We start from the raw sequence: 23,047 nt of genomic DNA on the forward strand, positions 1-23,047 counted from the left end.
TACAATAATCGAATATTAAAAACAAAGTAAGGAAGTGTCTCAAACATGAAGGTTGCGAAGTTTGGCGGGAGTTCAGTTGCAAGCGCAGAGAAATTTAAACAGGTTGCGCATATTGTAACGTCTGATAAAGAGAGAAAGCTGGTGGTTGTATCAGCTCCGGGCAAGCGATACGGAGAAGATACAAAAATGACAGATTTGCTAATCGCACTTTCTGCCAAAATACAGCTTGGAGAAGATTACGTCGATGAGTTTGGGCAAGTAATTGATCGCTATCGTGAAATCGTTGTGGACTTGTCTATGCCAGAAACGATTATTACTGACATTATTACGAATTTACAATCACTTATTGATTTACATAAAAACGATCCATTTCGCTTATTAGACTGCCTAAAAGCAAGTGGAGAAGATAATAACGCAAAGGTAATGGCTGCTTATTTAAACCATTTAGGTTTTGAAGCTCATTATGTAAATCCAAAAGAAGCAGGTATTTTTGTTTCTGATGAACCCGGAAGAGCAAGAGTGCTTCCACTGTCTTATGAAAAATTACCGCAGCTAAGAGAGCGTTCGGGCATTTTGGTGATTCCAGGATTCTTTGGCTACTCTGAAGAAGGAAACATGGTTACGTTCTCGCGCGGTGGGTCAGATATCACAGGCTCAATTGTAGCAGCGGGAGTAAAAGCTGATTTGTATGAGAACTTTACCGACGTAGATGCTATTTATAGCGTAGATCCAAGACTTGTGGAAAAGCCTCATGAAATGAAAGAAGTAACATACAGAGAAATGCGTGAACTATCCTATGCAGGTTTTTCTGTCTTCCATGATGAAGCGCTAGAGCCGGTTTATAAACTAGGCATTCCTGTATGTGTAAAGAATACAAATAATCCTGAAGCAAAGGGTACATTCATTGTAGCTGAGCGTCCTCACGGCGATACGCCGGTAGTTGGAATCGCTGGGGATAAAGGTTTTTGCAACATCCACGTGAGCAAATACTTATTAAACCGTGAAATTGGTTTTGGCAGAAGATTGCTTGAAATTTTAGAGGATGAAGGTATTTCATACGAGCATACCCCTTCAGGAATTGATAATATCTCTGTCATCATGCGCGAGCATCAGCTTACGCCAGATGTGGAAAAGCGTGTATTTACTCGAATTGAAAAAGAACTTGAAGTGGATGAAATCTTTATTGAACGTGATCTTGCTATGGTTATGGTAGTAGGAGAAGGAATGAATAGCACAGTAGGAATTGCTGCAAAAGCTACAGAAGCTTTTGCTCGTGCTGAAGTGAATCTTGAAATGATCAACCAAGGTTCTTCTGAGGTGAGCATGATGTTTGGTGTGAAAGCAGATGCTTTAGACCGTGCTGTTCAAGCTCTTTACAATACGTATTTTAACAGCATGTACAGTATTTCTTATTCGAATGTAAAATAAACAAGACGAAAAACCCCGCTTTCTTTTTAGAGAGCGGGGTTTTCTAGTGAAGGCGTATAAAAATCAGATTTGTGGACATAAAGGGAAGGAAGAGTGAAGTCAAAGGAGGAAATACAGTGAAGAAACGACCCTTTTTCATATTCTTTTCCCTTATAGGTATTAGCGTACTTTCAGCATGCCACAATGATGATGCAGCACCGGCAAAAGAAGCTCAAAATAAACAAGGCGTGACGAATGGCGGAACGCCGATGAGCTATGATAATCAAAGCGAAAACACATCTTTTAACTTTTCAAAATTTGATTTAGAAGTAGACTATAAGGGGCTCAACAATGATTATGAAGCCGACTACGAAAATGAAAATGATGAGATAGAAGCCAAAGTGGATGATAATATTAACGATGAGCACTTGAACGGAGACAAAGCTTTTAATAAATTATCTTCAAAATTTAAAAAGTTAAATTTTGATCAGCGCACGCCCGATGAAGATGTAAAAAAGGAAGTAATCGATGCGTTTGGTCTAAAAAAAGATTTTCAGTCGTTTGAATTAGAAGTTCGTTTTTCAAACGGAACGGAAAAAGAATACAACTTTAAACAGAAGTAAGACGTTAAAACAAAGTATTTTAGTTGAAGGAAAATCCGAACGATGAATTGAGGTTCTTCATTAAGAATCCAACTCGTTCGGATTTTTTCATTGGTAAGGTGAACGTATGTCTCAATCTTATTTTTGATGTCTAAAAAAAGGAAAATAGTGAAAGGATGGTGATAAATAAGAAAAAGGAGGAATCACGGATGCAAAAGTTGATAATGAACGGATGCGTAGTCTTTGTTCTGTTATTGTTAGGAGCATGCAGCATGGTAAAAGAGCAAAATAACGCTCATGAAAACCACCTGAAAACAGAGGAAGCGAAAGAAACAAGCGAAGTATCGGTAGAACCTGTTAAAGTGGATTTAACAAATACATCGGGCAAAAAAGTAGGAGAGGCTACCCTGTCAGAAGCAAAGAACGGCGTGCACATTAAATTAACTGCTCAAGGTCTTTCACCGGGAAGACATGGATTTCATATTCATGAAATAGGAAAATGTGAGGTGCCGGATTTTAAAACAGCGGGTGCCCATTTTAATCCTTTTAAACGTGAACACGGCTTTAAAAATACAAAAGGCCCGCATGCAGGTGATTTGCCCAATCTAGAAGTTGCTCCAAATGGCAAAGTAGATACAGAAATTTTTGCTTCTCTTGTCACGCTGCAAGAAGGAAAGCCGAATTCTCTTTTGGATATGGATGGATCGGCATTAGTGATACATGATAAAGTCGACGATTACACAACGGATCCTTCAGGAAACTCAGGAGATCGGATTGTTTGTGGAGTGATTACAAAATAAGCCAAAAAGCTGTGAGATCATTCACGGCTTTTTTATTTCAGTAACGAGCCGCTTCTAAATTGCGGTAAGCTTCTTTTTTTTGCACAATAAAAGAAAGAACGAAAGAAGGTGAAAACATGCATAAGCAAGTTGTTGTAATAGGCGGAGGAATAGGTGGGTTAACAGCGGGAGCGCTTTTAGCTAAACATGATTATGAAGTGACGGTTTTAGAAGCTTCTCGAGAATGGGGAGGCTGTGCAGGGAAATTTCAGCGCCATTTGTATACGTTTCCTGTTGGGGCGACGCTTGGAATGGGATTTGAGCACGGAGGGATACATGAGCGAATCGGCACGTACCTTAGCCTAGAAGTTGAAAAGGTTTCTCTTGAAAAAATCATGAAAGTCCATCTTCCTCATCGTACACTGATTTATTATCAAGACCGGCATCAGCATATTTCCTATCTTCAAAAACAATTTCCTCATAAAGCAAAAAATATTAGGAGCTTTTATGAAAATGTTTTTAGAATTGCAAAAGAAATTCGCAAGCTCATGCAGCCTCTGCCGGTTCTTCCTCCTCTGACAGTCGGTGAGTGGAGCAGGCTAGTAAGTTCGTTGAATGTTGGTTCTGTGAAGCTGTTGCCTTATTTTCATCAATCGTTTAGTTATTTACTAAAAAAACACAGCTTGCTAGACGAAGCGGACTTTCTTCATTTTGTTGATGGTCAATTAATAGACAGCATGCAGACAACGAGCGAGAACTGTTCAATGCTTATTGGGTGTTTGGCGTTAGATATTTATCACGAAGGAGCTTTTTATGTGAATGGCGGCTTATACAAAGTCGCAGAAGCGCTGCAAAAATCGATTAAAGCCAGCGGAGGAAAAACGACTCTAGGAAGGAAAGTAGTAAAGATAGAGCGTGATAATGACGGGTGGATCGTGCATGATCATAGAGGTAACCGTTACCGTGCATCAGACGTTGTATGCAACGCGCCGGTTCAAAGCTTAAAGTCTTTACTGCATGATGAAGATTACCAACATATTCATAAGCGGGCAAAAGAAAAAAGCGAGCTTCCGCAGTGGGGAACGTTTTCGATGTATTTTGCGATTGATGAAAGAGATCTGCCGCAAAATGTAGAGTTGTTTCAGCAAGTACTTCAATCCGAACAAGGGGAAATGACAGAAGGAAATCATTTATTTATCTCAGTCTCTCATCCTGATGATCGTTTTCGAGCCCCTGAAGGCAAGCGTACAATTACAGTGTCTACTCACATTGATCTTAGCAAGTGGAGCAACAAAGAAGCCTATGACCTTCAAAAACAAGTTCTTGAGAAAAAAATGGTAGCAGGCATTAAAACCATTATCCCTGGCATTGGAAAAGCAGAGCATCAAATTTCGGGAGCTCCTAAAGCATGGGAAAGGTTCACTTCTCGCCCAAACGGGGGAGTGGGAGGCTTTCCGCAAACGTTAGATCATGCCTTGTTCAAGAGCATTTCGCATCGATCTGGCTTACAAGGACTATGGTTATGCGGAGATACAGTGTTTCCGGGAGCGGGAACTATAGGCGTATCGGTAAGCGGCTATCATGTGTTTCAAAGTATAACGTCTCATCGCCATACGTTACCTTAACATTTTTTACATACAAACTACTATTGTTCATACCATTAAAAAACACCGGCCCTATTACCATAGGGCCGGTGTTTTCAGGAGAGGAACAGCTTCCACCACTTCCGTTTTCGCTTCATATCAGCAGCGGCGGTTTGTCTAAAGGTTTGGACAAAATCACTAAACATCTCTTCGCGTTCAGCTACGCTCTGACGATGAAGCTTACGTTCTTTCTCCATTTCTTTTAAATAATAGACTCGTTCCTCATTCATTGAATCAATTAAATCACGAAGCTCTTCTGTCGTATTAGTTGAAGAATTGTTTAATTTTTCAACCATAAATTTTACTTGATTCATCGCAACGGTGGAATTACTGGAGAATCGGTCTAATAAATACTGCATTTCTTTAGAGGATTCATCCGCATTCTCCATGACATCTTTCATGAACAGGCGCATATCCTCGGTTTTCTCTTCAGCAATTGTTGAATAATCTTCAATCAAAGAAGTGACTTCATCAAACGATTTTTCGTTAGAACGGATAATTTTTTTAGACATATTTTCTACATCTCTTGCACTGCGTTCTGAAGACTCAGAGATGTATGCCCCGACCGACTCCACCATTTCTACAGTTTGGGTAGCACTTTTTTCAAGCTCTCTTTTTACTTCTCCGACAATTTCTTCGCGAACTTCATTTCGCATACCTTCTCGCATTTCTTTTAACAAATCAGCTTTAAATGTATCAAGTACCTCAAACACATCTTCATAGCGGCGAACAGCTTCTACTAATTCCCCTTGAAGCAGTTCTTTTTCATTCACAACAAGGTCGTTTGGTTTTGGCTCTTCAATAGAAGCAGAAATAGCCTGCTTTTCTTCTTTAGTAGCTAATCGTGCTTCAGGTATAGGAGGGGTCTTCTCCTGCTTATTTTCTGAAATGCTTTCCTGCTTTTCAGCAGCTTTTTTCTTTTCTTGCTTCATTTGTTTATTGGAATGTTCTTGAAAATCAATGACGTTTTCTTTTTTAGCAGTTTTCAACTGTGCCGGTTCTTCTTCTTTTGAAACCGCTGCCTCTGATTCCATCACTAAATGCTCCTGTGCTTCTTGTTCTTTTATCAGCAGCTGAACGTATTCTTTGACTTCATCTAACGTACATTGTTCATCAAACAGCTGTTTAATATCATTAAATAATTCAATTTGTTCCTCTGTATAGACACGGGCTCCATCTACTCGTTCAATTGTTAAATAGCTGCCCAATAATTTTTCCCATTGTTTTAGCGTTTTCTTTTCTACCTCTAATTGATCACTTACTTTTTTAATTGTATATGACTCCATCATTTTTCATTTCCTCCCTTATCTATTTTCATCCAACTATGTAATGGATTATTTGTTGTATGTTGTATTCACCATATCTTCACTTGTTTTCCTGCTAGGTGACAAAGGTTGTCAAAACTAGACGACATTAGCCTTCTATGTAAAGAAAACGCATATTTTGTAAAAAAATGTACAGAAATGCGTAAATGGAAAAAATGGAAAACACAAAAGAAAAGAAGAGTATAGAAAACAGTTGACGGGAAAAAATGAGTCCTATAAGATAAGTTTAAATGTTTAAGTTCTTGAACATATAAACATAAGGAGTGAACACTATGTCACAGCATTATGCGCTCATCACCGGTGCGTCGGGAGGAATAGGTAAAGAATTAGCTTATCAATTCGCAAAGGATGGGCATCCTGTAATTTTAGTTGCCAGAAGCGCTGATAAACTAGCCGCTATTGGAGAGAATTTAAAATCTACTTATAATATTGAAGTCATAACGGTTGTTAAGGATTTATCAAGAGAAGAAGAGATACAGTCATTATATGAAGAACTTAAAAATAAAAAAATGCACGTTGACTATTTAGTGAACAATGCTGGTTTTGGACTATACGGCAAATTTATTGAAACAGCTTTAGATGAAGAGTTAAACATGATTGATTTAAATATTCGAGCATTAACTCATTTAACAAAATTATTTTTACCGGATATGGTCAAAAGAAATCGCGGGAAAATTTTAAACATTGCATCTGTTGCTGCATTTATGCCAGGTCCACTTATGACGGTATATTACGCAACGAAAGCGTACGTATTATCTTTCACAGAGGCCCTTGAAAATGAATTAAAAGGTACCAATGTAACGGTAAGTGCTCTATGCCCGGGTCCAACTAAAACGGGTTTTAGCGACCGAGCCCAGCTAAGTAACTCCAAGCTTTTTCAAAGCGGTGCAATGGATGTAGAAACAGTAACGAAAGTTGGCTATAAAAAATTTATGAAAGGGCAGACGGTTATCGTACCAGGAGTACAGTTTCGTCTCGCTACGTTCATCCCGCGCTTCGTGCCAAGAAAGTGGCTTACATCCGTTGTCCGCAGAACACAAGAAATTAAATAAAGGAGAATCTATATGAGTCAAAAAGCAGTCGAGTTATTTCGTGCCAGCATTCCTATTTTTCAGGCGCTAAGTGATTCAGCAAGACAAGATATTATTTTGCTGCTCGCGGAAAAAGAGCCTTTAACCGTAAATGAAATTGCAAATGAGTCTACGCTATCACGACCGGCAATTTCTCATCATTTAAAAATTCTACGCGATCAAAAGCTTGTGCAAATTGAGCAAAAAGGAACGCAGAGATATTATTCATTAGCTTTAAATGAGGCAGTCGAGCTATTAAAAAACTTGCTTGCTACAGTTGAAAGCGAATGTTTATAGGGAGATGAAAGAGATGAACCACGAGCGATTTTATATCACAGATGAAACGGTCATTGAACATATTGTTTCTACACAAAAGCAGTATTTCTATGCGCAAAAGACAAAGAGTATCAGCAGCCGTATTCAAGCGCTGAATAAGCTAAGAGACGCAGTCAAACAAAACGAGCAGAGAATTATGGATGCTTTAAAACAAGATTTAAATAAATCTGAAGTAGAGGCGTACACGTCGGAAATTGGGATTTTACTAGAGGAGATTCGGTTTACGCTTAAGCATTTAGCAAAATGGATGAAGCCTAAAAAAGTAAAAACCGCTTTAACACATGTGGGCTCTAAAGGGAAAATTGTTCCTGAACCGTATGGAGTCGCGTTAATTATTGCTCCGTGGAACTATCCGTTTCAATTAGCATTGTCTCCTTTAGTAGGAGCGATTGCCGCTGGAAACACGGCGATTATAAAACCTTCTGAATTAACGCCTAGCGTATCTCGCGTTATACAAGAATTACTGGCTGAAGCTTTTGACCCAGCATTTGTGACGGTGATTGAAGGCGCTGTAGACACGACGAGCCTCCTTTTAAAACAGCCGCTTGATTATATTTTCTTTACGGGAAGTGTAAATGTAGGGAAAATTATTATGCAAGAAGCAGGGAAGCAGCTTATTCCAGTCACGCTTGAGCTAGGCGGAAAAAGTCCGTGCATTGTACATGAAGACGCAAACCTAGATCTTGCAGCGAAGCGAATTATGTTTGGTAAAGGGATGAATGCAGGCCAAACGTGCGTTGCTCCTGATTATTTGCTCGTGCATCAAAAAGTGAAAGCGCAGCTTGTAGAGAAACTTCGCGAAGCAATTTCTCAATTTTACGGTAGTAATCCACTTGAAAGCGACCGCTACGGCCGTATTGTCAGTGAGCGTCATTTTACTCGGCTAGTTGAGTTTTTAAAAGACGGAAATGCTATAGTTGGAGGCGGGTACAATAAAAACACGCTAACAATAGAACCTACGGTGTTAAGTGAAGTAAGCTGGACATCAGATGTTATGCAAGAAGAAATCTTTGGGCCTATTCTTCCTATGCTTGAATATGAAACACTAGACGAAGTCATTCATAAAGTTCAAGAAAAAGCTAAGCCGTTAGCTCTTTACTTATTTACAGAAAGTGAAGATGTGCAAAACGTGATAACGGAGCGCCTTTCATTTGGAGGAGGCTGTATAAACGATACGCTTATGCATATCGCTACGCCATATTTGCCGTTTGGCGGAGTGGGAGAAAGCGGCACGGGTCAATATCATGGAAAAGACAGCTTTCAGACATTCACTCATTTTAAAAGCATGCTGTCTCAAACAACCAAGTTTGATTTGTCATTCCGCTATCCTTCGGAAAAACAAAGCTTGAAAATGATCAAAAAACTATTGAAATAAAAGAGCCTCCTGATAGGAGGCTTTTTCGTTATTTTGAAAGTGAAAGCTGAGAAAGCGGCCATTTTTCTTGGGTATATGCCATTTCCCAAAATAAATACTCCAGTTCACAGCTTTTGATGAAGTGATCTTTCATACGGTTACGTTCTTCTTCAGTAGCTTGTTCGGCGAGTTCATCAAGCTTGTTACAAAACCATTGTGTTGTGCCATTCATTTCTTCATTATTATAAAACTGAATCCATTCATAAAAAGGATGAGAAGGAGATGGATTTACTTGTTCTGTAATGCGCTGGCCAATTTCAACGTACGTCCATGGACATGGAAGAAGCACTGCAATGATTTCTGCTAAGCTGCCTGTATGCGCAACACTTGTCATATGGTTAATGTAGTGGCTGGCCGTCGGTGAAAGCGTCTCAGTGTGAAGGTCTTCATAACGTACGCCTGCTACTTCACAAAAATTATTGTGAGGGTGTACTTCACTATGTAATACCGTAGAAATGCCGGCATTAAAGGCTTCCATTTCGGTACGCGTGCGGCATTTTGTTAAAGCAGCGCCGTAAATGCGAACAAATGCTGTTAAGTATTCGTAATCTTGAGAAACGTAGTGAATAAGCGCTTCTTTTGGCACGTTTCCTTCAGCAATTCCTTTAATAAAAGGATGGTTAAAAATGGCTTCGTAAATATAGTTTGCTTCTTGTCTTAATTGAGATGAAAATGACATCAAAATCCTCCTTTAATATGAGGAAGTCACAAACAAGCACATAAAGGAAATAAAAAACACTCCGTTTATAAACGGAGTGGCAAAGGACAGTAAAAAACTGAACATTGCCACTTTCCTACGCTGGTATGAGCCAGATCAGGTTCAAAGGGATCAAGAAAACTTGTCTCAGCCGGTGGCACCCCTAGTGGACTTCCTATTAATCTAAGTTTAACTTACCATATATTCTGAAAAATAGAAAGCGTTATGGGAAATTGTGTGCTAACCGCTTTTCTTTCTTAAAGAGGAAATTTCTTAAAGCTATTTTTAATCATTTTTGTTTAAAAATGCATATTTTTAGGGAAGAAGAGGTATTAATGAAGGGAAGAGCCGTTTTCGTCTCCGAAACACTCCCATATAAATAGAAGAAAGGAGAGAACAAAATGGCGAAATTTCGTTTGTATGCTGTATTAAATACAGTAGGCTTGGCTATTACACTGCTTGTGAATTATTTAGCAAATGCCATTCCAATAGGAGGCAAAACAACGGGAGAAGCTTCTGCGCAAGTTCCTACGTTGTTTACACCAGCGGGTTATGCTTTTGCTATCTGGGGCGTTATTTATTTATTATTAACCATTTGGGTTATACGCCAATTTTTTGCAAGAGAAGATCAAAAGGAAATATATGCACGTATCGGCATTTGGTTTTTTCTAAACTGTTTGTTAAATAGTGCGTGGATCTTTATTTTCCAAAACGATTACTATAAGTTATCTCTTTTAGTTATGCTCTTTATTCTAGGCACATTAATGATTGTGTATTCCATTATTCAGCATTCTCGAATGACGACATGGTTTATGCGTCTGCCGATTTCGCTTTATCTTGGATGGATTTCTGTTGCGACTATTGTCAATGTGTTTGTCGTATTTCAAGCAAATGGAATACAGCACTTGCTTGGCTTAAACGAGTTAGCATGGACGATTATTATGCTGCTGGTAGGAGCTGTGCTGGGCATCATGTTTACATTAAAAAACCGAGACGCTGTTTATCCGCTTGTTTTTATTTGGGCTTATATTGCCATTGCAGTGAAGCAAAGTGGAAATCAGCCAATTGTCATTACTGTCATCATTTCAGTTGTTTTATTAGCAATTGCCATTATTGTGGGATTGATTAAACGCTATAGACGTTTTTAAAAAGAAGCTCTAGCTTTTGTAAGCTAGAGCTTTTTATGATGCTCTTTTGATTGTAAAAAAGCAGCTGTAAAAGCAATTAAGCTAATTAAAATACCAAAAGGAACAACAATTGGTACGAATGATAAAATAAATGTCATAAGTGTAACCTCCATGTTGCATCGGTGCATAATGAAAAATTCAACTTTTTTAAATTGAAGTTCCGCTATTATAGTATGCTAGGCTTTATGTTTGGAGCCTATATGTTTAGAAATAAACGAAAAAGGCAACATACGTTACATACAGGTTATATTAGGAGGAGTTAAAATGGAAACATATTTAGTCGCTTACACGGATAAAGATGATATGGAATATAAACAAGTGACGTGCGAGAGTTATGAAGATGCAGAGCGTACGGTCCTTCGTTTAGAGAGAGAAGGGCATATGCATATTGAAGAAATTTCAAATCAAGAAGCCTACCGTGGAGATGAATCCTCGTACAGAGAATAAATTTTGAATAGAAACACCAACCTTAAAATGAAGAAGCAGCTGCTTCTTCATTTTTTCTATTCTATATAGATATCGTTTTATAGAAAAAAGTAAAACGGGAATGATTTTCTTCTGCATTTATGGTACAGTACTAATCAGGTGAGTTTTGAGTTTAGAAGAGGAGAGAGTAACATTATATGAGTAAAGGAAATCAGTGGTCTTCACGCCTCGGTTTTATTTTAGCATCTGCTGGGGCAGCAATTGGTCTAGGAGCGATATGGAAGTTTCCATACGTAACGGGAACCAGTGGCGGTGGAGCGTTTTTTGCGTTGTTTATTTTATTTACGATTTTTATTGGATTGCCGCTTCTGTTGGCAGAATTTATCATTGGAAGACATACGGGGAAAGAAGCGATTAGTGCTTATAAGGCAATTGCTCCAAAATCCGCTTGGGTATGGATTGGCAGGCTGGGAGTACTAAGCTGTGTCGTTTTGCTTTCCTTTTACAGCGTCGTTGGCGGCTGGGTGATTTTATATACGATTATGAGCGTAACCGGTATGCTAAGCGGAAAAGAGTACGGTCCGTTGTTCAATGCCGTCATTAGCCAACCTTATGTAGTATTAGGTGCACAGGCGCTGTTTTTATTAATTACAGTGTTTGTTATTTCAAAAGGCGTACAAAAAGGAATAGAGCGTGCTAATAAATACATGATGCCGCTGTTATTTATTTGTTTTATCATTATCGTGGTGCGTTCTTTAACATTAGACGGAGCAATGGACGGAGTAAAGTTCTTTTTGAAACCGGATTTTTCAGCCATTACAGGGTCATCTGTTCTCTATGCGCTCGGTCAGTCGTTTTTCTCGCTTTGCGTGGGATTATCTTGCATGGTGACATATAGCTCTTATTTAGGGAAAAAAGTAAGCTTGACGCGTTCAGCTGGGACTATTGCTATTTTGAACTTGTTTGTTTCGCTGCTGGCGGGTTTGGCTATTTTCCCAGCCGTTTTTTCATTTGGATTAAAGCCAACTGAAGGACCTGGACTTTTGTTTGTGGTCTTGCCAACAGTATTTGAGAAAATGCCGTTTGGTACCGTCTTTTTAGCACTGTTTTTAATTTTATTTCTATTTGCTACGCTTACGTCTGCTTTCTCACTGCTGGAAATTATCGTAGCTGCTTTAACCAAAGACGATCAGACAAAACGAACTCGCTACGCTTCTTTATCAGGGATTCTTGTGTTTGTGGTAGGTATCCCATCAGCGCTTTCGTTTGGTGTACTAAAACATGTCTCACTTTTTGGCAGAAGTATATTTGATGTAGCTGACTTTTTTGTGAGCAACTTAATGCTGCCTCTGGGAAGTTTAGCCATTGCGATTTTTGTGGCATTTAAAATGAAAAAAGAAGCCGTGTACGAAGAGTTTATTTCAGGAAGTACAAAAGGCGCTAAATTATTCAACGCATGGTTCTTTCTAGTTAAATACGTATTGCCTATTATTATTATAGCTGTTTTATTAAGCTTACTTGTTGCATATTAAAAAAAGCACTCATCTGAGTGCTTTTTTTGTTTATTTTGCAAACACGTGATTTCCGATTGTGATCGTAACCTGTTTTTGACGAAGCCATTGGTCGCTTGTTTTATCTGGATTAAAGAAGAATAATGAACCTTTTCCTTGACCTCTAAAAGCTAGTGCTTCATTTACAGCTTTTTTTGCTTCAGCATCAGCTGCTTTATTAATTTCACCGTTTTGTACAGGTGTAAACTGTGTACCTTGATAAATGACATCATGAATAGAGTTTGGGAAAGAATCGCTATCCACGCGATTTAAGACGACTGTTGCTACAGCCACTTTGCCAGCGTAAGGTTCGCCTTTTGCTTCAGCTTGTACAAGGCGAGCTAACAATTCTTTATCACTTTCGCTAATAGAGTTAGGGATTGTTAGTGTTTCATTTGCATTAATAGAGTCCGTAGATTTGTGATTCGCTTCTTTTAACTGTTTAACCGTAACGCCGTATTCAGTGCCAATCTTGTAAAGAGTCTCTCCGGCTTTTACGCGATGAGTTGTTTCAGCGGCATTTGCCCCGTGACTCATGCCGAACATAGGAACTGCCAGTGCTCCAATAATTGCTAGTTTCTTAAACATAAAGTAAGTACCTCCTGAAATCCTTTTGAACGCCCCTTTTATCACGGATCGGTGCGTGCTGTGCACCGAACTTTATATGTACGTTTCAAAGATTAACAGGTGTCAATACATCTTGTCACTGCTTAAAACATACCAATCTAGGAAGATATTATAATAGTTAACAGATAATTTGAAAAATACGTTGACTGATAATAAAGGAGTGAATTATAATGAACGAGTAAATAGTTAACCGTTTAACTGGAGAGATTTTATGGGAGAAAAGATAACGATTCGTGATGTAGCGAAGCATGCAGGGGTATCTGCAGCTTCAGTATCTTACGTCTTAAACGGAATTAACAAAGTATCCGATGAAACAAAAGAGCGAATTTTAACAGCGGTAAAAGAATTAAACTACGAACCAAATTTAACCGCCGTTAGTCTTTCGAAACAAAAATCAAATATGATTGGCGTTATGTTCCCGCTTACAGATGATTCACTTTCTACTATATTTAAAGATAACCATTATTACAGTGAAATGATTAGTGGAATTGAATATGTAATCCGTAAGCATGGTTATGATCTAGTCATATCTGGAGCGAGTAGCCCAGCTGATTGTCTAAAATGGATTCGAACGAGAAATATTGATGGTCTTCTGTTTTTAGGAGCCTTCCCGCATCGATTGTATGAGAAAATGAAAGCGTTATCGAATCCGATTGTGCTAGTAGATACATATGAAAGGTACGAACGTGATTATCATCATATTTCTGTAGACGATGAGTATGGAGGATATCTAGCTACAACACATTTAGTGAATTTGGGGCACAAAGAAATTGCCTTTGTTGCTCATCACCTCGTCAATAGTCCAGTGGATAAAAAGAGGTATATAGGCTACGAGAAAGCATTAAAAGAAGCGGGCATTACGCCATCAAAGACGTTTGTTTTTGAAGTGAACGAAAGTTCGTTTGATAACGGTTACAATTTAGGGAACAAGCTGCTGAAAGATCATAAGGATATTCGGGCGGTTTTTGCTTCCTCTGATACGCTGGCGCTTGGAATTATGAAAGCACTGCAAGAAAAGGGGAAAAAAATTCCGCAGGACTACTCAATCGTAGGGTTTGATGACATAACGTTTAGTAGCTATGCATCTCCCAGTCTAACAACCATTCGTCAAGATGTATTTAACAAAGGAGTCGTAGCTGCGACGTCGGTTATTCAAGCAATTGAACACCGTTTCAGCACGCTGCAGCATGTGAAATTATCGGTTGAACTTATTATTCGAGATTCGACTGCTAAGCGCGGGTGAACCGCAGTAAGTTAACCGGTTAACCAAAGTTTAGCATTTATGAAAAAAGGGGATATAAGTTAGCATTCACAAAAAAAGGGGATATGAAAATGATTAATGTTACAGTATGGAATGAAAATCGTCATGAACAGAAAAATCCGGTTGTAAGAGAAATTTACTCTGAAGGCATTCACGGTGCCATCGCTTCTTTTTTAGAAGAAGGAGGGTTTCGTACACACACTGCAACATTAGACGAAGTAGAACACGGGTTGACTGAAGAAGTATTAAATCAAACGGATGTTTTAGTATGGTGGGGTCATTTAGCACATGACGAAGTGAAAGATGACATCGTTGAGAAAGTAAAGCAGCGCGTGCTAGACGGTATGGGGCTTATTGTCTTGCACTCAGGTCACTTTTCTAAAATTTTTAAAACGTTAATGGGCACAAGCTGCGACTTAAAATGGCGTGAAGCAGATGAAAAAGAGCGCTTGTGGGTAGTAGAACCGAGCCATCCGATTGTGGAAGGTATTGGTGAATTTATCGAGCTTGAGCGCGAAGAAATGTATGGAGAGCACTTTGATATTCCAGCACCTGATGAACTGATTTTCACGAGCTGGTTTGAAGGCGGAGAAATTTTCAGAAGCGGCTGCACGTACAAACGCGGAAACGGAAAAGTATTTTATTTCAGACCTGGACATGAAACATATCCAACATACCATAACAAAGACATTCAGCGTGTCATTATGAATGCTATTAAATGGGCGAAGCCAGCAGAGAGAAAACGTCCTGTTTACGGCAATGCGCAACCGCTTGAATCAATCGCTGTTAAAAACTAATTAATAATGCTTAAGCAAAGGGGATAGGAAAGATGGCAAAAGTAAAAATTGGCGTTATTGGGTGCGGAAGCATTGCGCAACACCGTCACTTACCAGAATATAAGATGAATGAACAAGTAGAATTAGTAGCCGTTTGCGATATAAACACAGAACGTGCAAACAGCGTAGCGCAGCAGTACGGTGTAAAAGCTTACACAAACTACGAAGAACTTTTAGCAAGCGGTACAGTGGAAGCAGTGAGCGTATGTACGCCCAACTATCTTCATGCGCCTATTTCGGTTGCAGCGTTAAACAGCGGAGTTCATGTCCTGTGTGAAAAGCCGATGGCAACATCAGAAGAAGAAGCGAAAGCAATGATTGAAGCAGCAAAAACAAACGGTAAAAAACTAATGATCGGACATAATCAGCGCTTTGTAGCTTCTCATCAAAAAGCTCGTGAACTTATTGAAAAAGGGGAAATCGGTAAAATTTACAGTTTCCGCACGGCATTTGGCCACGGCGGTCCTGAAGGTTGGAGCGTGGACGGAAAAGACAGCTGGTTCTTCAAAAAAGACGAAGCGTTTATTGGGGCTATGGGGGATTTAGGCGTTCACAAAACCGATATGCTCCGCTACATATTGAATGAAGAAATTGTAGAAGTCGGTGCATTTGTAGAAAGCAATGCAAAAGACTTTGCAAATGTAGACGACAATGCTGTATGCGTATTAAAAACGCAAAGCGGGATTATCGGGACGCTTGCGGCAAGCTGGGCTTACAATGGAAAAGAAGATAACTCCACGATTGTTTACGGAGAGAAAGGGATTCTTCGTTTAGAGGACGATCCGACGTATTCATTAGTTGCACAATATGCAACGGGTGAAGTGGTGAACTATGAATTAGGAAAAATCCAGTCGAACGATGAAGGCGGACAAAGTAATTCTCACGTCATTGAACAATTTGTAGATGCAGTTGCAGAAGATAAAGAATCTCCTGTTCCTGGTGAAGAAGGATTAAAATCACTTGCTGTTATTTTAGCAGCTTTAAAATCAAGTCAAACGAAACAAATTACGCGCGTGTAAGAGGTGAAAAACGTGAGAATTGGCATAATCGGAGCAGGAGGGATTGCTGTAAGCAGGCATATCCCAGCATTCAAACAACTGGGTGATGAATGTGTGATTTGGGGGCTTAGCGATATTAATAGTGAAAGAGCCACAGAGGTAGCCAATGAGCATAATATTCCTCACGTATTTGTTGATTACAAAGATATGTTTAAAGAAGTGGATGCTGTATGTATTTGTACACCGAATAAATTTCACGCCGAGTTTGCAGTAGAAGCGCTAAAAGCAGGCGTTCACGTCATATGTGAAAAGCCAATGGCGATGTCTAAAGAGCAAGGTGAAGAAATGCTTGCTGCTGCTAGAGAATCAGGTAAGCAGTTAGCGATTGCGTATCATTACCGATTCATGAAAGAAGCGCAGGCAGCGAAAAAAATGATGACAGAGGTAGGGCGCCCATTAGTTGCACGTGTCAGAGCAATGCGTCGCCGAAAGGTTCCCGGTTGGGGGGTATTTACGAACAAAGATCTTCAAGGAGGAGGCAGCTTAATTGATTACGGCTGCCATTTGCTTGATTTAACGCTTTGGCTGATGGGAAACCCAAAGCATACTGAAGTGCTGGGAAGTACATATAATGACCTGAGTAAAACGCCTAACCAATTAAATCAATGGGGAGCATTTGATCATGAAACATTCAGCGTGGATGATCATGTAACGGCCTATATTAAATTTGAAAATGGAGCGTCGCTTCTTTTAGAAACTTCTTGGGCTGCTAATATCGCAGATGATGAAGAGCACGTAAGCATATCAGGGGTAGATGGCGGTTTAAGCGTGTTTCCGTTTGAACTATACACGTCTAAAAACGGTATGCTCATGAACAGTACGTCACCTTGGATAGATGGAGAAGATGATTACAGCCTGAGTCAGGCTAAAAATTTCGTTGAAGCGTGTAAAGGAAATGCTGAATTAGTGGTAAAGCCACAAGAAGCGCTTCAAGTCTCAGCTATTATTGACGAAATATATCGCACAGGGGGAAATTAAAATGAAACTTGGAGTATTTACGGTCTTATTTGCGGATCTTTCTTTTGAAGAGATGCTAGATAAAGTAAAAGCAGCAGGTCTTCATGCTGTTGAAATCGGAACGGGCGGCTATCCGGGAAACAGCCATTGTCCGCTAGATGAGCTGCTTGAAGATGAAGAAAAAAGAGAAGTCTATATGAAGCAGATAAAAGACCGCGGACTTACAATCAGCGCATTTAGCTGCCACGGCAATCCTATTTCACCTGAGGCAAGTTTTGCAAAAGAATCTGACGAAACGCTTCGCAAGACCATCCAACTAGCATCACTAGTAGGTGTTCCAGTGGTTAACTGCTTCTCTGGAACAGCAGGAGATCACGAAGAAGCGAAGTACCCAAACTGGCCTGTTACTCCCTGGCCTAACGAGTATGGAGACGTATTGAATTGGCAGTGGGAAAATAAGCTTGTTCCTTATTGGAAAGAAATTGGAGAACTAGCGGAGGAGCATAACGTGAAAATTGGTTTAGAACTTCACGGCGGATTTTTAGTTCATACTCCGCATACGCTCCTAAAGCTTCGCGAAAAAACAAGTCCAGCGATTGGCGCTAACCTTGATCCAAGTCATTTATGGTGGCAAGGAATTGATCCGGTAGGAGCTATTAAAATTTTAGCAAAAGAAAATGCGATTCATCATTTCCATGCAAAGGATACGTACTTGGACCAGGATAATATTAATATGTATGGCCTGACGGATATGCAGCCATACGGAGAAGTCCAAACGCGTGCATGGACGTTTAGATCCGTAGGGTGCGGACATGATGTAAAAGAGTGGTCTGATATGATGAGTGCACTTCGCACATACGGATACGATTATGTAGTCAGCATTGAGCATGAAGATCCAATCATGTCGATCGAAGAAGGATTTAAACGCGCGGTTACAAACTTACAAAGTGTATTAATTGAAGAAACTCCCTCACAAATGTGGTGGGCGTAAGCAAAAAGAAGCACCTCTAAAAAGAGGTGCTTCTTTTATTTTTGTTAATAAATCAATTCGCCTTTTGTTCACCTGAATTTCGATACAAACGGGTGATTGGCAACCCAAAAGCGCCAAGGGTAATCCTTCGCTTCACCAGAATTATCAATGCCAACGCGAGGTCCGGCGGAAATCTCTGAAGGAGTGAAGCCACGAGCAATATAAAGAGGAGGGCTGGTTAAATCATGACCGTACAAATCCATTGAAACCCCTAGTGCTTTTGTTAGTTTCCCAGGACCGTTTGTCCAATTTGTTTCGTTTTCCATCCCTCGACGTCTATTTTTCATCAAATTTTTTCCGCTAAATGGCTCAATAGCTCGAATGAGGACGCCTTCTGGACAATTGATGTCGCTGCTTACAACATTGAGTAAACAATGTGTATGCATTGTATGCGTATAGGCATGACCAGGAGGACCGAACATTACCTCCGTTCTTTTTGTGCGCCGGTTATTAAAGCTATGAGCTGCTCGGTCGAAAGGCCCTTTATAAGCCTCAGTTTCTACAATAAAACCAGATGCAGTTCCTTCTGCCGTTTCGTGAACAAGAAGACATCCTAACAGCGACTGAGCTAATTCAAGTGTAGGCTGTTGATAAAATAAAAGAGGAAGTGGTTCAATCGCTAAAAGAGAACGCGTCATTTGCTGTAGTCCATCCTTTCAAAACAGAGTCATTCACGCTGTTATGCGCATGTTTTATTATGATGTTTTCTTTGTTATTTTGCAAAGAAAGGCACTGATTAATACAGTAATCTTTCTTACTCCACGTTCAAGTATTTATCATGATTCAACTTACTCTATGAAATTATTTTATTTTAAAGAATGGTTTCGTTTTGCACGTATAGGGGGAATATTTTACTACAATACTTCGCATTTGCTGCTGGTATGATATACACAGTTCATCCATATTTTACATGCTTTTAGTTTTAAAAATTAGTGATCCGTCTTTTCTTTATTTTCGTTCTACACATGAAAGCAAAATAAAAAGATTGAATTGTAGAAAGTTCTTTATAAATGGAAATAAGGAAAAAATATCCTTCAAAGAGTATTTAAGGGATTTTAGAACATATTAAAAATAAAATTTATACACTGTGAGGAATAGCTATGAACATCCACTTTGATACATTAATGAACTTATCAATTAAACATATTTTTGGGCCTGCATCTCAAACGATCAACCATCTGACATATCATTCAAAGCAGGTTCACGACGGATCAGTATTTTTTAGTATAAAAGGTGAAAATGAAGATGGACATCAATATATTAAAGAAGCTATAGCTAGAGGAGCCGTAGCAGTCTTTGGGACAAGCATTGAGGAGCTGCGTCTTTTAAGCACTCAGTATTCTCACTGTACGTTTTTAGCTGTTGACGACGTTCGCAAAGTAATGGCGTCTTTTTCTAAAATGTATTTTGATTATACGGATGAAAAGATTGAGACAATTGGCGTTACAGGTACAAATGGTAAAACAACCGTAGCAGCTTACGTAAGGTCGCTTTTAACTCTTTTAAAATTGCCGACAGGATCGATTGGCACGACCGGCATTTGGTCATCAAAGAAGAAGTTAGTTTATAAAAAAAGTACGCCTACAACACCTGAATCGATAGACTTGCATAAAATTTTTTATGATTTGTATACAAGAGGCGATGAAGCGGCAGTGATGGAAGTATCTTCAATTGCGATTGATCAGCAGCGAGTAGAAAATATTTATTTTGATGTAGCCATTCACACAAATCTTTCAGAAGAGCATTTAGAGTATCATAAAACGTTTGAACACTATAAAAAGTGCAAGATGAAATTATTTCAGCAGGCAAAACATGCCGTTATTAATATAGATGATCAGGACATGGGTAAAGACTTAAGCAGGCTATTTAAAGGACCTAAAGTCACGTATAGCTTATTAAATAATGCGGAGGCCACTCTGCAAGCAAAAAATATTACTGTCAAAGAAGGGGGCTCTTTCTTTGATTTGCTGTATAAAGGACAGTCATACAAAGTAGCAGTGCCTGTATATGGCGATTACAACATTGCTAACGTGCTAGCAGCCATTGGTACAGCTCTTCACTTTGAATACCACATTGAGGATATTATTAGCGTGCTTCCTCAATTGGAAAGTCCAGAAGGGCGCTTTCAAGTGATAGAAGGTCCTAATAACCAAAAAGTGATTTTAGACTATGCCCATACGCCTGTTGCCCTTACGCGTCTAATAGAAGAAGTAAAAAAGATGGAGTATAACCAGCTAATTGTCATGATTGCAGGCATTGGCATTCGAGATTTTAATAAAATGCCTAAAATGGCGCGTGTCATTGAAGGAAAAGCTGATGAAATTGTCGTAACTGTTGATCATCCAGGTCATCATGATCCGAACGTAATTGTAGATCAAGTAATGACAGGCTTTTCAAATCCAAGCGCAAGTAATATTCACCGTGCCCCTACTCGAACAGAAGGAGTATTAAAGTCGCTTTCTTTAGGAAAGCCGAATGACATTATTTTACTTACAAGCGGCTGTATTAACGGCGCTCAGCTTGTAAAAGGCAACGAAATTCCGCATTCAGATGAAGAGATTATTGCCTCTTATTATGCATCGTTAAGCAATATTTCTTAATACTCTTCTTCATTTATCGCACGAACGTGGAGAAATTGAAACAGCATACGAAAGAAGGTCTCTTACTATTTTTAGAGACCTTCTTTTTGCATCAAAACTATAGGCTGTTTTCTCGCTGTGTTTTTGGTTCTTCAATTTTTACATCATGTTCTTTAGCCAGCTTTTTAATAGCTGCATTGTAATCGCGTATGCCTTTTCGTGCCTCATCAAGCATAGCATTTGCCTCAGCAATAAGGTTGCGGTCCTGCTTTTCTAAAGCGCTGACAATTTTAATGAAAGCGTTATACTGGGTATTGGCAGCCTTTATATAGCCTTCATGAACCTTTCGAAGATCGTCGGTTTCTACATCGATGTTTTCCAGTTCGTCAACAAATTTACGATAAGTAGGAATGACTTCACTCGTCATCGTATCATACATCACTGCGTCACTTGTGTAGTTAGCGCCTGTAACAGAATCGTATGCGTCAATCGCTTCTTTTTCAAGCTGAGCGGCTTTTTTTAAATCTTGGTTGTTATAGTCGATTAAATCATCTTGAACAGGATCACTAAAGCAGGCGGATAATAAAAACAAAAGAGGGACAAGACAAAATAAAACCTTCTTCAACGAATTTCACCTCCGTTTAACAATGTATGAAATATCTGCTTGGCAAAGTCGGTTTTAATAACTGGAGAAAAAGAAGGGAGTGTATAAAAGGATTTTTAAAGGTCGGCAGTGAATTTATTCATAAGTCGGTTTGTAGTTGACCACCCCTTAGTAGCAGGAAGGAAGAGAAAATGATTAAAATAAAAAGAGACCACTTAACGAACAATGAAGTTATTGAACTAGTAAGTTCTCACCTTCAAGGAATGAACTTACATTCACCCCCTGAAAGTATTCATGCTCTAAATGTTGAAAGCTTAAAACACCGTGATATTACGTTTTGGAGCGTGTGGGAAGACAGCCAGCTAGCAGGATGCGGGGCTATAAAAGAGTTAGATGAGCACCACGGAGAAATTAAATCGATGCGAACAGCCGCAGCTCATTTGCGAAAAGGAATTGCTAGAGAGCTGCTGCAGTACATAATAAATGAAGCGCAAAAACGAGGGTACCGACGCTTAAGCTTAGAAACAGGATCCGCGTCTGCTTTTGAACCGGCTAGAAAGCTGTACGCCAGTTTTGGATTTTACGAGTGCGAACCGTTTTCTACCTACAAAGAAGATCCATACAGTGTATTTATGACAAAGAAATTGAATGATTGATTAAAAGAGGCTGTAACAAAAGTATTTTAGTCAAAGAAGATCCGAACGATGAATCAAGATTCTTGATGAAGAATCCAACTCGTTCGGATTTTTTATGGTGATGGTGAACGTAGGTTTCATATATGTAGTGGCTTCTAGCGGTTGATTTAGTTATGTCTCAACCTCTTTGTTTTTTGTTTTGTCATAATTCATATAAAAAGGTATAAACTAGGTTTTTTCACTAGACAAAAAGGATTTTCCTATGTAGTATAGGTGTCAGATAATACAAAACGAATGTTCAGTATAAATAATAAATGTGCGGGGCGGTGGAAATAGCTTGAATAAAAAAAAGCTTCAAAGTGAACAAACCAAAAGAAAAGTGGCAGATGCCGCTAAAGCATTGTTTTCTCAAAAAGGCTATAAAGCTACATCTGTTGAGGAAATTGTAGAAGCTACGGGAAGCAGTAAAGGGAATATTTATTATCACTTTAAAAGTAAAGAAGGGCTTTTTCTCTATTTAATAGACGAATGGGATCTCGAGTGGGAACGAAACTGGAAAGAAAGAGAGTCTCTTTACAAAACAACAAGAGATAAGCTTTTTGGAATTGCGGAGCAAATCATTTTAGATGATTTAAATCATCCTCTTACGAAAGCTGCCGATGAGTTTTTTAACAACGAGGAAAAGGGCAGCGACATCGAAGAGCGAATTGATGAGATGGTGAAACGACACGTGGAGTTTAACCGGGAGCTTTTGCAAAAAGGCATTGATGAAGGAGAGTTTTCTCCTAAAAATGCAGAACAGCTTGCAGTGATTTTAGAAGGGCTGTTTGTTGGAATGAGCCGCATGTCTCGAAAAACGAACATGGAAAATGCCCTGCAGCTATACCATTCAGCAATCGATGTATTTTTAAATGGAATTATAGCAAGGTCTTCTTAAATAATCGGGGATGCTTATTGCGGTAATGAGTAATCCCTCATTATTTTGTATTTTTATAGACCGAACGTTCAGTATTTTTGTAATCAG

At 39.2% G+C, this 23,047-nt stretch carries 23 protein-coding genes and 1 riboswitch; of the genes, 18 read left to right on the forward strand and 5 right to left on the reverse strand.

What is annotated here, in order from left to right; translation table 11 throughout:
- Positions 1–45: 45 nt before the first annotated feature.
- The 4 genes from ACFX4W_RS19220 (at position 46) to ACFX4W_RS19235 (ending at position 4,413) form a co-directional block, all read left to right on the forward strand.
- On the forward strand, positions 46–1,428 hold the full coding sequence (locus tag ACFX4W_RS19220; RefSeq protein ID WP_043982160.1) for an aspartate kinase: 1,383 nt from the start codon (positions 46–48) through the stop codon (positions 1,426–1,428).
- Positions 1,429–1,544: 116 nt separating this feature from the next.
- Complete coding sequence (locus ACFX4W_RS19225) at positions 1,545–2,030, forward strand: YusW family protein (RefSeq protein WP_013056838.1); 486 nt, start codon at positions 1,545–1,547, stop codon at positions 2,028–2,030.
- A gap of 188 nt (positions 2,031–2,218) precedes the next feature.
- Positions 2,219–2,809 (forward strand): superoxide dismutase family protein, encoded by a 591-nt coding sequence (locus ACFX4W_RS19230; RefSeq protein ID WP_025752148.1) that lies wholly within the window; start codon positions 2,219–2,221, stop codon positions 2,807–2,809.
- Positions 2,810–2,925: 116 nt separating this feature from the next.
- A complete protein-coding gene (locus ACFX4W_RS19235) occupies positions 2,926–4,413 on the forward strand; it encodes a phytoene desaturase family protein (protein WP_043982162.1) in 1,488 nt (495 codons plus the stop codon).
- Between the two features lie 74 nt (positions 4,414–4,487).
- Here ACFX4W_RS19235 and ACFX4W_RS19240 read toward each other — a convergent pair whose 3' ends face one another.
- Complete coding sequence (locus ACFX4W_RS19240; RefSeq protein WP_043982164.1) at positions 4,488–5,720, reverse strand: helix-turn-helix domain-containing protein; 1,233 nt, start codon at positions 5,718–5,720, stop codon at positions 4,488–4,490.
- 308 nt (positions 5,721–6,028) lie between these two features.
- Here ACFX4W_RS19240 and ACFX4W_RS19245 point away from each other — a divergent pair, with 308 nt between their 5' ends.
- Genes ACFX4W_RS19245 through ACFX4W_RS19255 form a run of 3 tightly spaced genes read left to right on the forward strand, consistent with a single transcriptional unit; the run spans position 6,029 to position 8,537 of the window.
- Positions 6,029–6,808, forward strand: a complete 780-nt coding sequence (locus ACFX4W_RS19245; RefSeq protein ID WP_043982166.1) for an SDR family NAD(P)-dependent oxidoreductase — start codon at positions 6,029–6,031, stop codon at positions 6,806–6,808.
- A 12-nt stretch (positions 6,809–6,820) separates the two neighbouring features.
- On the forward strand, positions 6,821–7,123 hold the full coding sequence (locus tag ACFX4W_RS19250) for an ArsR/SmtB family transcription factor (protein WP_025752152.1): 303 nt from the start codon (positions 6,821–6,823) through the stop codon (positions 7,121–7,123).
- A 13-nt stretch (positions 7,124–7,136) separates the two neighbouring features.
- Positions 7,137–8,537 (forward strand): aldehyde dehydrogenase, encoded by a 1,401-nt coding sequence (locus tag ACFX4W_RS19255; RefSeq protein WP_280559541.1) that lies wholly within the window; start codon positions 7,137–7,139, stop codon positions 8,535–8,537.
- A gap of 28 nt (positions 8,538–8,565) precedes the next feature.
- Here the strand turns inward: ACFX4W_RS19255 and tenA are convergent, their stop codons facing one another.
- Positions 8,566–9,255 (reverse strand): thiaminase II, encoded by a 690-nt coding sequence (tenA, locus tag ACFX4W_RS19260; protein ID WP_013056845.1) that lies wholly within the window; start codon positions 9,253–9,255, stop codon positions 8,566–8,568.
- Positions 9,256–9,350: 95 nt separating this feature from the next.
- Positions 9,351–9,448: riboswitch (TPP riboswitch) on the reverse strand.
- Positions 9,449–9,674: 226 nt separating this feature from the next.
- On the opposite strand from tenA, the gene ACFX4W_RS19265 reads away from it, so the two are divergent.
- The 3 genes from ACFX4W_RS19265 (at position 9,675) to ACFX4W_RS19275 (ending at position 12,418) form a co-directional block, all read left to right on the forward strand.
- Positions 9,675–10,421 (forward strand): TspO/MBR family protein, encoded by a 747-nt coding sequence (locus ACFX4W_RS19265; RefSeq protein WP_043982170.1) that lies wholly within the window; start codon positions 9,675–9,677, stop codon positions 10,419–10,421.
- A 303-nt stretch (positions 10,422–10,724) separates the two neighbouring features.
- Positions 10,725–10,907 (forward strand): hypothetical protein, encoded by a 183-nt coding sequence (locus ACFX4W_RS19270; protein ID WP_013056847.1) that lies wholly within the window; start codon positions 10,725–10,727, stop codon positions 10,905–10,907.
- 176 nt (positions 10,908–11,083) lie between these two features.
- Positions 11,084–12,418 carry a sodium-dependent transporter gene (locus tag ACFX4W_RS19275; protein ID WP_043982172.1) on the forward strand — a complete coding sequence of 445 codons (1,335 nt, stop codon included), beginning with the start codon at positions 11,084–11,086 and terminating at the stop codon, positions 12,416–12,418.
- A gap of 30 nt (positions 12,419–12,448) precedes the next feature.
- On the opposite strand, the gene ACFX4W_RS19280 is transcribed toward ACFX4W_RS19275, so the two are convergent.
- Positions 12,449–13,024 (reverse strand): cell wall hydrolase, encoded by a 576-nt coding sequence (locus tag ACFX4W_RS19280; RefSeq protein WP_043982174.1) that lies wholly within the window; start codon positions 13,022–13,024, stop codon positions 12,449–12,451.
- Positions 13,025–13,274: 250 nt separating this feature from the next.
- Here ACFX4W_RS19280 and ACFX4W_RS19285 point away from each other — a divergent pair, with 250 nt between their 5' ends.
- The 5 genes from ACFX4W_RS19285 (at position 13,275) to ACFX4W_RS19305 (ending at position 18,166) form a co-directional block, all read left to right on the forward strand.
- A complete protein-coding gene (locus ACFX4W_RS19285) occupies positions 13,275–14,306 on the forward strand; it encodes a LacI family DNA-binding transcriptional regulator (protein WP_016763945.1) in 1,032 nt (343 codons plus the stop codon).
- An 89-nt stretch (positions 14,307–14,395) separates the two neighbouring features.
- Positions 14,396–15,121 carry a ThuA domain-containing protein gene (locus tag ACFX4W_RS19290; RefSeq protein ID WP_028413517.1) on the forward strand — a complete coding sequence of 242 codons (726 nt, stop codon included), beginning with the start codon at positions 14,396–14,398 and terminating at the stop codon, positions 15,119–15,121.
- A 32-nt stretch (positions 15,122–15,153) separates the two neighbouring features.
- Positions 15,154–16,179 (forward strand): Gfo/Idh/MocA family protein, encoded by a 1,026-nt coding sequence (locus ACFX4W_RS19295; protein ID WP_043982175.1) that lies wholly within the window; start codon positions 15,154–15,156, stop codon positions 16,177–16,179.
- A gap of 12 nt (positions 16,180–16,191) precedes the next feature.
- Complete coding sequence (locus tag ACFX4W_RS19300; protein ID WP_043982176.1) at positions 16,192–17,196, forward strand: Gfo/Idh/MocA family protein; 1,005 nt, start codon at positions 16,192–16,194, stop codon at positions 17,194–17,196.
- A gap of 1 nt (position 17,197) precedes the next feature.
- Positions 17,198–18,166, forward strand: a complete 969-nt coding sequence (locus ACFX4W_RS19305; protein ID WP_043982177.1) for a sugar phosphate isomerase/epimerase family protein — start codon at positions 17,198–17,200, stop codon at positions 18,164–18,166.
- Positions 18,167–18,234: 68 nt separating this feature from the next.
- Here ACFX4W_RS19305 and ACFX4W_RS19310 read toward each other — a convergent pair whose 3' ends face one another.
- Positions 18,235–18,843, reverse strand: a complete 609-nt coding sequence (locus tag ACFX4W_RS19310) for a DNA-3-methyladenine glycosylase (RefSeq protein ID WP_043982178.1) — start codon at positions 18,841–18,843, stop codon at positions 18,235–18,237.
- A 462-nt stretch (positions 18,844–19,305) separates the two neighbouring features.
- On the opposite strand from ACFX4W_RS19310, the gene ACFX4W_RS19315 reads away from it, so the two are divergent.
- The gene (locus ACFX4W_RS19315; protein ID WP_165575223.1) at positions 19,306–20,805 is read left to right on the forward strand and encodes a UDP-N-acetylmuramoyl-L-alanyl-D-glutamate--2,6-diaminopimelate ligase; all 1,500 of its coding nucleotides are present in this window, start codon (positions 19,306–19,308) and stop codon (positions 20,803–20,805) included.
- 97 nt (positions 20,806–20,902) lie between these two features.
- Here the strand turns inward: ACFX4W_RS19315 and ACFX4W_RS19320 are convergent, their stop codons facing one another.
- Complete coding sequence (locus ACFX4W_RS19320) at positions 20,903–21,409, reverse strand: hypothetical protein (RefSeq protein WP_013082979.1); 507 nt, start codon at positions 21,407–21,409, stop codon at positions 20,903–20,905.
- A gap of 170 nt (positions 21,410–21,579) precedes the next feature.
- Here ACFX4W_RS19320 and ACFX4W_RS19325 point away from each other — a divergent pair, with 170 nt between their 5' ends.
- Both ACFX4W_RS19325 and ACFX4W_RS19330 read left to right on the forward strand, forming a co-directional pair.
- Positions 21,580–22,044 carry a GNAT family N-acetyltransferase gene (locus ACFX4W_RS19325; RefSeq protein WP_035335654.1) on the forward strand — a complete coding sequence of 155 codons (465 nt, stop codon included), beginning with the start codon at positions 21,580–21,582 and terminating at the stop codon, positions 22,042–22,044.
- 316 nt (positions 22,045–22,360) lie between these two features.
- Positions 22,361–22,960, forward strand: coding sequence for a TetR/AcrR family transcriptional regulator (locus ACFX4W_RS19330; RefSeq protein ID WP_043982181.1), 600 nt, complete (start codon positions 22,361–22,363; stop codon positions 22,958–22,960).
- Positions 22,961–23,047: the final 87 nt, after the last annotated feature.

The organism is Priestia sp. YIM B13489, from assembly GCF_042787645.1.
Lineage (GTDB): Bacteria > Bacillota > Bacilli > Bacillales > Bacillaceae_H > Priestia > Priestia megaterium.

Coding starts and splice junctions, on each gene's coding strand:
- ACFX4W_RS19220 (WP_043982160.1), top strand. CDS start 46: ATGAAGGTTGCGAAGTTTGGCGGGAGTTCAGTTGCAAGCGCAGAGAAA.
- ACFX4W_RS19230 (WP_025752148.1), top strand. CDS start 2,219: ATGCAAAAGTTGATAATGAACGGATGCGTAGTCTTTGTTCTGTTATTG.
- ACFX4W_RS19235 (WP_043982162.1), top strand. CDS start 2,926: ATGCATAAGCAAGTTGTTGTAATAGGCGGAGGAATAGGTGGGTTAACA.
- ACFX4W_RS19240 (WP_043982164.1), bottom strand. CDS start 5,720: ATGATGGAGTCATATACAATTAAAAAAGTAAGTGATCAATTAGAGGTA.
- ACFX4W_RS19245 (WP_043982166.1), top strand. CDS start 6,029: ATGTCACAGCATTATGCGCTCATCACCGGTGCGTCGGGAGGAATAGGT.
- ACFX4W_RS19250 (WP_025752152.1), top strand. CDS start 6,821: ATGAGTCAAAAAGCAGTCGAGTTATTTCGTGCCAGCATTCCTATTTTT.
- ACFX4W_RS19255 (WP_280559541.1), top strand. CDS start 7,137: ATGAACCACGAGCGATTTTATATCACAGATGAAACGGTCATTGAACAT.
- tenA (WP_013056845.1), bottom strand. CDS start 9,255: ATGTCATTTTCATCTCAATTAAGACAAGAAGCAAACTATATTTACGAA.
- ACFX4W_RS19265 (WP_043982170.1), top strand. CDS start 9,675: ATGGCGAAATTTCGTTTGTATGCTGTATTAAATACAGTAGGCTTGGCT.
- ACFX4W_RS19270 (WP_013056847.1), top strand. CDS start 10,725: ATGGAAACATATTTAGTCGCTTACACGGATAAAGATGATATGGAATAT.
- ACFX4W_RS19275 (WP_043982172.1), top strand. CDS start 11,084: ATGAGTAAAGGAAATCAGTGGTCTTCACGCCTCGGTTTTATTTTAGCA.
- ACFX4W_RS19280 (WP_043982174.1), bottom strand. CDS start 13,024: ATGTTTAAGAAACTAGCAATTATTGGAGCACTGGCAGTTCCTATGTTC.
- ACFX4W_RS19285 (WP_016763945.1), top strand. CDS start 13,275: ATGGGAGAAAAGATAACGATTCGTGATGTAGCGAAGCATGCAGGGGTA.
- ACFX4W_RS19290 (WP_028413517.1), top strand. CDS start 14,396: ATGATTAATGTTACAGTATGGAATGAAAATCGTCATGAACAGAAAAAT.
- ACFX4W_RS19295 (WP_043982175.1), top strand. CDS start 15,154: ATGGCAAAAGTAAAAATTGGCGTTATTGGGTGCGGAAGCATTGCGCAA.
- ACFX4W_RS19305 (WP_043982177.1), top strand. CDS start 17,198: ATGAAACTTGGAGTATTTACGGTCTTATTTGCGGATCTTTCTTTTGAA.
- ACFX4W_RS19310 (WP_043982178.1), bottom strand. CDS start 18,843: ATGACGCGTTCTCTTTTAGCGATTGAACCACTTCCTCTTTTATTTTAT.
- ACFX4W_RS19315 (WP_165575223.1), top strand. CDS start 19,306: ATGAACATCCACTTTGATACATTAATGAACTTATCAATTAAACATATT.
- ACFX4W_RS19325 (WP_035335654.1), top strand. CDS start 21,580: ATGATTAAAATAAAAAGAGACCACTTAACGAACAATGAAGTTATTGAA.